General features: G+C 62.0%; 8 protein-coding genes and 1 tRNA gene. 5 read left to right on the plus strand and 4 right to left on the minus strand.

Translation table 11 applies throughout. The annotated features are described in order from the left end of the window. Positions 1-10 precede the first annotated feature (10 nt). The 3 genes from EVC45_RS37900 to EVC45_RS37910 all read right to left on the minus strand — a co-directional run bounded on the left by EVC45_RS37900 (position 11) and on the right by EVC45_RS37910 (position 4,981). Entirely contained in the window at positions 11-1,996 is a 1,986-nt protein-coding gene (locus EVC45_RS37900; RefSeq protein WP_129963241.1) for a DNA topoisomerase IV subunit B, read from the minus strand. A gap of 482 nt (positions 1,997-2,478) precedes the next feature. Next, positions 2,479-4,413 (minus strand): ATP-binding cassette domain-containing protein, encoded by a 1,935-nt coding sequence (locus EVC45_RS37905; RefSeq protein ID WP_129963249.1) that lies wholly within the window; start codon positions 4,411-4,413, stop codon positions 2,479-2,481. Positions 4,414-4,579: 166 nt separating this feature from the next. Next, entirely contained in the window at positions 4,580-4,981 is a 402-nt protein-coding gene (locus EVC45_RS37910) for a DUF4399 domain-containing protein (RefSeq protein WP_129963242.1), read from the minus strand. Positions 4,982-5,288: 307 nt separating this feature from the next. Here EVC45_RS37910 and EVC45_RS37915 point away from each other — a divergent pair, with 307 nt between their 5' ends. The 5 genes from EVC45_RS37915 to EVC45_RS37935 all read left to right on the plus strand — a co-directional run bounded on the left by EVC45_RS37915 (position 5,289) and on the right by EVC45_RS37935 (position 8,335). After that, the gene (locus EVC45_RS37915) at positions 5,289-5,480 is read left to right on the plus strand and encodes a rubredoxin (protein ID WP_129963243.1); all 192 of its coding nucleotides are present in this window, start codon (positions 5,289-5,291) and stop codon (positions 5,478-5,480) included. A gap of 234 nt (positions 5,481-5,714) precedes the next feature. Continuing rightward, positions 5,715-5,789: transfer RNA gene (locus EVC45_RS37920), tRNA-Arg, on the plus strand. A gap of 562 nt (positions 5,790-6,351) precedes the next feature. Further along, on the plus strand, positions 6,352-7,200 hold the full coding sequence (locus tag EVC45_RS37925; RefSeq protein ID WP_129963244.1) for a TIGR04255 family protein: 849 nt from the start codon (positions 6,352-6,354) through the stop codon (positions 7,198-7,200). Next, complete coding sequence (locus tag EVC45_RS37930) at positions 7,201-7,776, plus strand: hypothetical protein (protein ID WP_211193542.1); 576 nt, start codon at positions 7,201-7,203, stop codon at positions 7,774-7,776. 7 nt (positions 7,777-7,783) lie between these two features. Then, on the plus strand, positions 7,784-8,335 hold the full coding sequence (locus tag EVC45_RS37935; RefSeq protein ID WP_129963246.1) for a hypothetical protein: 552 nt from the start codon (positions 7,784-7,786) through the stop codon (positions 8,333-8,335). A 92-nt stretch (positions 8,336-8,427) separates the two neighbouring features. Here the strand turns inward: EVC45_RS37935 and EVC45_RS46295 are convergent. Next, on the minus strand, positions 8,428-8,611 hold a 184-nt coding region (locus EVC45_RS46295; protein WP_211193543.1), incomplete at its 5' end, for a hypothetical protein.

The raw sequence follows: 8,611 nt of genomic DNA on the forward strand, positions 1-8,611 counted from the left end.
CGCAACGCGCTCAGATGTCCGCTTCCACTTCGTTGCCCTTCTCTTCGAGCCAGCTGCGGCGCGACGCCGCTTCGCCCTTGCCCATCAGCATCGTCATGCGCGCGACGGTCGCGTCGTAGTCGAGTTCGCCGAGCGCGACCGGTTGCAGGCGGCGCGTGTCGGGATTCATCGTCGTGTCCCACAGCTGCTCGGCGCTCATTTCGCCGAGGCCCTTGAAGCGGCTGATCGACCACTGGTTGTCGCGCACGCCGTCCTTGCGCAGCTTGTCGAGAATCGCCTCGAGCTCGCCTTCGTCGAGTGCGTAGAGCTTCTGCGCGGGCTTCTTGCCGCGCGCGGGCGCATCGACGCGAAACAGCGGCGGACGCGCGACGCACACATGGCCGCCCTCGATCAGCTGAGGGAAATGCTTGAAGAACAGCGTGAGCAGCAGCACCTGAATGTGCGAGCCGTCGACGTCCGCGTCCGACAGAATGCAGATCTTGCCGTAGCGCAGATTCGACAGATCGACCTTGTCGTCCGGGTTGTGCGGATCGACGCCGATCGCCACCGAAATGTCGTGCACCTCGTTGTTCGCGAACAGGCGATCGCGCTCGGTTTCCCACGTGTTCAGCACCTTGCCGCGCAGCGGCAGGATCGCCTGGTATTCCTTGTCGCGACCCATCTTCGCGGAGCCGCCCGCCGAGTCGCCCTCGACGAGGAACAGTTCGTTGCGCGTGATTTCCGTCGATTCGCAATCGGTCAGCTTGCCGGGCAGCACCGCGACACCCGAGCTCTTGCGCTTCTCGACCTTCTGCCCCGCGCGCGTGCGCGCCTGCGCCTGCTTGATCACGAGGTCCGCGAGTTTCTTGCCGTGCTCGACGTGCTGGTTCAGCCACAGTTCGAGCGCCGGCCGCGCGAACGACGACACCAGCTTGACCGCATCGCGGCTATTCAGGCGCTCCTTGATCTGCCCTTGAAACTGCGGGTCCAGCACCTTTGCCGACAGCACGAACGACACCCGCGCGAACACGTCTTCGGCGAGCAGCTTCACGCCCTTCGGCTGCAGGTTGTGTAACTCGACGAAGCTCTTGACCGCCTGGTAAAGACCATCGCGCAGACCCGACTCATGCGTGCCGCCCGCGGGCGTCGGAATCAGGTTCACGTACGACTCGCGCATGAGCGGCCCCTCCTCGCTCCACGCGACGACCCACGCCGCCCCCTCGCCTTCGGCGAACGTCTCTTCGCTCGAGCGCGAGCTTTCCGCGTAGCGCTCGCCCTCGAACAGCGGGATCAGCAGATCGCTGCCATTCATGCCTTCGAGCAGATAGCCGCGCAGGCCGTCTTCGTATTTCCAGCTTTGCTGCTCGCCGGTTTTCTCGTTGACGAGCGTGACTTCGACGCCCGGCAGCAGCACCGCCTTCGAGCGCAACAGACGCTGCAATTCACCGAGCGGCAGGTTCGGCGAATCGAAGTATTTCGGATCGGCCCACGCAGTCACGCGCGTGCCGGATTTTTTGTCGGCCTTGGCGGCGGCACGCACCTGGAGCGGCTTCGCGACGTCGCCGTGCGCGAAGCTCAATTCGGCCACCTTGCCGTCGCGCCACACCGTGACGTCGAGCCGCGTGGACAGCGCGTTCGTGACCGACACGCCGACGCCGTGCAGACCGCCCGAGAACGTATAGGCGCCGCCGGCGGCCTTGTCGAACTTGCCGCCCGCATGCAGGCGCGTGAAGACGATTTCGACGACCGGCACGCCCTCGTCGGGGTGCAGGCCGAACGGAATGCCGCGGCCGTCGTCGTCGACCGAGACCGAATGGTCCGCGTGCAGCGTGACCGTGATTTGCCGGCCGTAGCCGCCGAGGGCTTCGTCCGATGCGTTGTCGATGACTTCCTGAATGATGTGCAGCGGATTCTCGGTGCGGGTGTACATGCCGGGGCGTTGCTTGACCGGCTCCAGACCCTTCAACACCTTGATCGACGCTTCGCTATACGCGGCGTTTGGCTTTTTCGTAGACATGATTGACTCGGTGCGTCGGTTCATCGTTGTCCACAGGTCCTGTGGACAGGGCCGTGGACAATGCGTTGAGTTTTCAAAAAAAGCGAAACGAAACAACGGGGTTAGGTGGGGCGCCCGCAATGCGGGCAAGCTGTTTTGTCGTGCGGCTTGCGCTGACGCGCTCGAAGGCCGGACGGGGACGCACAGCCCGCTGGGGAAGCCCGTTCGCGGGGTATTGTACTGATTTAGATCACGGCGGCAATTGACGTCGCGCCGAATTGGCCGACCGGATAAGGCGCGGCGGGCGCCGGGGGACACGCGCCGAAGGATGGAAGGCGCGCGGGATGGCGGCGCAATAGGTGTCGGCGGAACCGCACGGGCGTGCGCCCGCCGAATTCCCGTGCAGTGCGCGGCGGCGTTTTCTGTTGTTTTTGTGCCGGCCGCGCACGCCGCGTCGGATCATGCGAGTGGAGCACGGCGCACGGCGCCCGCTCCACGTTGCGTCACTTGACGCGGTTTTCCAGTTCGTCCCAGCGTTCGAGCGCGAGCATCAGTTCTTCGTCGATTTCGGCATAGCGCTCGGTCAAACGCGCGCCTTCGCGTGCATCCTTCGCGAACACCGAGCCGTCTTCGAGCTGCGCGCCGATCGCCTTCTGCTCGGCTTCGAGGTCGGCGATCATTTTCGGCAGCGCCTCCAGTTCGCGCTGCTCCTTGAACGAGAGCTTCACCGTTCGCTGCGCATTGCGGCCCGCCGTGCTGTCCTTCGTCGCCGTTTCTTTCGGCGCTTCCTTGCTCGCCTCTTTCTGCGCTTCGCGCGCGAGTTGCTCGGAGCGATCGCGCTGCGTCTGCCAGTCCGTGAAGCCGCCGACGTATTCGCGCCACTTGCCGCCGCCTTCCGATGCGATCACCGACGTCACCACGTTGTCGAGAAACGCGCGGTCGTGGCTGACGAGCAGCACCGTGCCGTCGTAGTCGATCAGCAATTCTTCGAGCAGTTCGAGCGTCGGAATGTCGAGGTCGTTGGTCGGTTCGTCGAGCACCAGCACGTTGGCCGGGCGCGCGAACAGACGCGCGAGCAACAGCCGGTTGCGCTCGCCGCCGGACAGCGACTTGACCGGCGAACGCGCGCGTTCCGGCGCGAACAGGAAGTCGCCGAGATAGCTCATCACGTGCTTCTTCTGGCCGTTGACTTCGACCCACTCGCTGCCTGGGCTGATCGTGTCGGCGAGACTCTTTTCCAGATCGAGCGCCGCGCGCATCTGATCGAAATACGCGACTTGCAGATTCGTTCCGACACGCACGTTGCCTTCATCTGGCGCGAGTTCGCCGAGGATCAGCTTGAGCAGCGTGGTCTTGCCCGCGCCGTTCGGACCGACGAAGCCGATCTTGTCGCCGCGCATCACCGTGGCCGTGAAGCGGTCCACCACCGTGCGCTCGCCGTAGCGCTTCGTCACGTCCGTCAGTTCCGCGACGATCTTGCCGGACTTCTCGCCCTGACCGACGTCGAGCTTCACGTTGCCCTGCACGTTGCGGCGCTCGGCGCGCTCGTTGCGCATCTGCACGAGCCGCGCGATGCGGCCGACACTGCGCGTGCGGCGCGCCTCGACGCCCTTCCTGATCCACACTTCTTCCTGCGCGAGCAGCTTGTCGAACTTCTCGTTCTCGATGCGCTCGACTTCGAGCTGCTGCGCCTTGCGCGTCTGGTACGCGGAGAAATTGCCCGGATACGACAGCAGCCGCCCGCGATCGAGTTCGACGATGCGTGTCGCGACGCGGTCGAGAAACGCGCGATCGTGGGTGATGAACAGCAGCCCCGCGCGCAGCGACACCAGCAGATCTTCGAGCCAGCGGATGCCGTCGAAGTCGAGGTGGTTGGTCGGTTCGTCGAGCAGTAGCACATCGGGCTGCACGACGAGCGCGCGCGCGAGCGCGGCGCGCTTCTGCATGCCGCCCGACAGCGAACCGACGCGCGCTTCGCCGTTCAGGCCGATCTGCTGCAGCGTGGTCGCGACGCGCGTGCTCCAGTTCCATGCGTCCGCGGCGTCCAGTGACGATTGCAGCGTGTTCATGCGCGCGAGCAATGCGTCGTGTTCGGTGCCCTCGGGTGTGTCGGCGAGCTGATGCGCGACCGCGTCGTATTCGTCGAGCAGCGCGCGCGCCTCGGTGAGACCGGCGGCGACCGCGTCGAACACGGTGTCGTCGGCGTCGAACTCGGGCTCCTGCGGCACGTAGACCGTGCTCAGATGCTGCTGACGCGTGACGAGGCCGTCGTCGGGTTTGGCCAGATCGGCGACGATTTTCAGCAGCGACGACTTGCCCGCGCCGTTGCGCCCGATCAGCCCGACTCGCTCGCCCGCTTCGAGCGAGAAGTCCGCGTGGTCGAGCAGCGCGACGTGACCGAACGCCAGCTGGGCTCCGGTAATGGTGTAAAGCGACATGGGAATGGGAGAAAACAGCGATGAGTCGGAACTGCTCATTGTACCGGGCGCGGCGCCGCTCGCCTGTATGCCGGGCGGGAACACGCGCGCGATGCGACCCGCGACACGGCGGGCAGCGCGTTCGGCGCGGGCGGGCGACGCGCGCCCGCCCCGTTCGAACAGCGGCTTACTTGACGTGCACCGTGATCGTCTTGCTCATCTCCGGTCCGTACGAGCGATGCGCACCGTCGCCGAATTGCAGCGTCAGCGTATGGTCGCCCGGCGCCAGTGTCAGATCGGTTTCGGTCTGGCCTTTACCGAAGTGCAGCGACTTGTCGGTGGCGGGGACGACCTCGCCCTTCGGCAGCGGCTTGCCGTCGATCAGCAGATGATGATGGCCGGTGCCCTCCGTCATCGTGCCGGCGGGCGCGATCTTCATGCCGTCGAGGCCGAACACGACGTGCACCGGATTGCTGACGGTCGCGCCGTCCGCCGGCTGCACGAAGTACACGCCCGCCGCCTGCGCCACGCCCGACACGGCGAGCAGCCCAGCCGCCGCGATGCCGACCAACCATCTGTTTTTAAACATGCTTTTCTCCTTTGGTAACGAAATCCGGCCATCCGGCGCCGCCAGCGGCGTCGCCTGAGACCGATGGTCGCAATCGATGCCGGGCGGGTGCCATATCTGTCCAATCAGTTAGCTTGCAGATGGAAGCGTACACGCGTTGTGTGACGAGGCCCGTCGCGCGAGCGCGGGCACGCCGCGGATGCGCTGCGGCGGAGCCGCGTCGGTCGTCCGGGGCTGATTTGACAAATTCCGGTAATATTGCGGGTCGCCGCATGCCCCAAAAAGGGGCAGAGTAAGCCGGCCATTGCATTGAACGAGAGAGTGTGTCGTGAGCGAAGTAATCGAAGTGACGGAATACAAGAGCTGGGTCTGCCTGATTTGCGGCTGGATCTATAACGAGGAAGACGGTCTGCCCGAAGAAGGCATCGCGCCGGGTACGCGTTTCGCCGCCATTCCGGAAGACTGGCGCTGCCCGCTGTGCGACGTGGGCAAGGCGGAGTTCGCGGTGGTGGAGTTTTGAAGTTGGGATGACGTCGGGCGATGGGCGCGGTTGCGAGCGCTTCGCCGGATGGTCAGGTGGTTTGCACGGCCCGGCAGGCGATGTCTGCGGGGCCGTTTGTTTTTCCGGCATTGGCGGGAGGCGCGGGCGGCCCCTGGCGTGGCTCTCCTTTTGCCCGCGCCGGTTTGATATACTCTGCGCTCGCTGGTCAGTCTGGACTCGACGAGTTCTCGCCGAGCTGTCCGGCCCGGTCCTCTCCCTGTAGTTCAATGGATAGAACAAGTGCCTCCTAAGCGCTAGATACAGGTTCGATTCCTGTCAGGGGGACCATCAATAAGCCAGAAAGCCTTATCCAGCAAAGTTATCAGCGCAGTTTGGCGTAAATTTGGCGTAACGAGTATTGTCATCGACACCGTCGTCGCCCATCCTTGAATGCCCCCATATCCGGCAATCGACGCCGGTATCGTGGAGATGTGACTCGCGCGCGAGGTTCGTGACAGTCTCGGCCGGGCCTACAATCGCACACTATGGCTGAACGAACGGCGCGACTTGATGCAGAGGTAGGCGAACTATATTGACGCGTTGCGAGCGGCCCCATAGTTCAGGGGGTGGAACGACAGGCCGGACGCCCACCAGATAAGTCGCAGCGCGAATGCTGTAGCAGAACAGTAGCAGCGCCCAAACGGCTGTCGCGTACTCTCCCAAGGCCGCTATTCCCTAAAGCAACGTGCGGTGCTGCCGATAGCCCTATGGACGGCGCGCCAACTATTGCGCGGGGGCCCACTTTTCCCTACTATTAGTGCGATTATGTGGCTAGTTGCGTCTAGTCTCGCCGCGAAGCATTCGGGAAGCTCTGGTGTCCGGCGATTGTTGGTTCCAATGAAAGAATAATATGACTATCGATGCACTCCACCCCTTCGCCGGCGACCATGCGGTTCAAAGTGTGGCTTTCGTCCTCGAATGGGCGACGCCGCTGGAGACGACTACCTTAAAGGCGCTTCGCCAACTTGCGTCTCGGTTTCAGTCGTCGTTCCCGGTCGTGCAGGAACAGCAGCAGATAACGGTTAACGTGGGGGAAGCGCCAAAGAAAGCGAGCAAATACCACAAACCCAAAGCCCCGGCGACGCCCGCTGCACAGTTGGGGGGCATCCAATTCCTTCATACGAGTGACCATGTCCCCGGCACCTTCACTCGGATGATTCAAGTCCAGAGAGAGAGTTGTATTGTCGCTTTGAACGAATACAGTAGATGGGACACCGTGTGGCCGCGAGTTCAAGGATGGTTGGAAATTGTGCTGCCGCTCGTCTTGTCTGGGCGTGCTTTGACCTCACTTACCTTGCAATATCAAGACTTGTTCCTTTGGCGAGACGATCCTGCTCGACTAGATTTGCGCGAGATTTTTCGCGCCGGGTCGGCCTACCTACCGCCGAATTGTTACGGTCTGACGTCGGCTTGGCATTCCCACCACGGTTTCGTAGAAACTATGAATGGTGAGTGGCCCGGCAATCTGCTCAACAACATAAACGTCAACGTCGGCGATCTGAACCAGCATCGGCAGATCGGCACAATGCTGACGCACAAGGCTACGTTCGGAACTCCTGTGTGGTCCCAAGAGCGCGCGATGGCCGCATTACGTGATGTAATGCCAATGCTGCATAGGCAAAACAAATCGGCATTGCAGGCGGTTTTCTCTGCGGCCGTTTTGGCCAAAATCGGTTTGACCGTTCAACAAGAGGGTTAAATGAGGCTAACAACCATGCTAGGCGTGGCCGTTGTCGGCGCCACCCTTACGCAGCCTGCGACTCAGGCGATTGATTGGTTGAAGGTAAACCAGCCGGTGGGGATTGTTAGCCCATCGGAGTTCAACTCGTCCATTGCGCCGAAATATGTACAGAGCGGTAAGAGCGTGGTGGAAACCGAGGTGGAACCAGTCTTTCGAAATGCGGCATTGCCGATAGATCGTCTGACGCAGGCGCAGAATGAGATTTCCAGCTATGCGGCCCTACAAGACGATTGGGATGGCAATGGCGCATCTCCTCCGGATTCCCGCCAATTGGCCGATGCGATCGCCCTCTTGGGCCATCTGCCCGGCGGGATAGCCATACCCACGCCCATGATCGGGTCCTCCGGCGACGTCGGGCTGTACTGGGATATGCCTTCTTTCTATGCGGACATTGCGTTTGAGGGGAACGGCTCGCTGTCGATCTTCGTAAAAAACAAACAAACTGCGGAGGAAAACTTCGCCTCCGTGAATGATCTTCACAGTCTCAGCCAAGATTGGTTTGCCCAAATGCTTGGCCGAGGGCAAAACGCATAGGGTAGCCATGCCGGGGAACGCATGCAGCGATTTTTTTGCGGAACACGCAGAAGACAACCAGAAGGTGAAGGCCCTCCAGAAGATTCCCGAAGCACTCGCTTGGGAAGGGGAGACTGCGTCGGACCATTCGCCGGGCGTCGTTAAAAACGAAGAACTGATCGTACGGCAGGTAATGCATCCGAACTTTTTTGACGACGAAAAGCAGAAGATTAAGCCGATATGGTTTGACGACGTCACAAACAGAGGTTTTTCGAGCGATCGGCTGGCGTACACGACCGTCGAGGAAGTGATAGCTCGCGCGAAAGCGCGTGCTGACGAGCGCAATGCCAAGCCGGAAAATGCCGAGAAGCCGCCTGTGACCGTGCATTCACTGGGCAAGCTTCCTGTTTCACGTATTCGCGAAGTTATCTGCGATGACGCCCGTGCTTTTGGGGTCTACGACACCGCTCGTGCGGACAACATTTCGCATACTGACGTTTGCCAACTCGCAAACGGCACGCAAAAGGCTAGAAGCATCAGATACGAGCTTTATGCAATGACCGAGCATGTTTTGGTCTGAAGGGCACGTGTGGCCCTTCAGACCAGCCGAAAAAAGCCCGCGAAACGGGCTTTTCTCTTTATGCAAGACACTGCAGTCGGCCACCCCGCACTTTACTTCGAAAGCGTAACCGTTGCCTGATGTTGACTGGCAATGCTGAGCGCGTTGACGAGCGCGGGGTACGCGTTCCAGCGTCGCGCCAACTCGGCTGCGTCCTGCGGGCAATGTCCCAGGCGTAGTTGAAGGTTGAAGGCGGCGGTTCCCCGTTGGGAATCCGAGAGAATCGGGTTTCCACGA

Origin of the sequence: Paraburkholderia sp. UYCP14C, from assembly GCF_004197395.1 — a bacterium.
Lineage (GTDB): Bacteria > Pseudomonadota > Gammaproteobacteria > Burkholderiales > Burkholderiaceae > Paraburkholderia.

Excerpts from the sequence above, each read along its gene's own strand:
- EVC45_RS37935 (WP_129963246.1), top strand. The coding sequence starts at position 7,784 with ATGCCGGGGAACGCATGCAGCGATTTTTTTGCGGAACACGCAGAAGAC.
- EVC45_RS37930 (WP_211193542.1), top strand. The coding sequence starts at position 7,201 with ATGAGGCTAACAACCATGCTAGGCGTGGCCGTTGTCGGCGCCACCCTT.
- EVC45_RS37905 (WP_129963249.1), bottom strand. The coding sequence starts at position 4,413 with ATGTCGCTTTACACCATTACCGGAGCCCAGCTGGCGTTCGGTCACGTC.
- EVC45_RS37900 (WP_129963241.1), bottom strand. The coding sequence starts at position 1,996 with ATGTCTACGAAAAAGCCAAACGCCGCGTATAGCGAAGCGTCGATCAAG.
- EVC45_RS37910 (WP_129963242.1), bottom strand. The coding sequence starts at position 4,981 with ATGTTTAAAAACAGATGGTTGGTCGGCATCGCGGCGGCTGGGCTGCTC.
- EVC45_RS37925 (WP_129963244.1), top strand. The coding sequence starts at position 6,352 with ATGACTATCGATGCACTCCACCCCTTCGCCGGCGACCATGCGGTTCAA.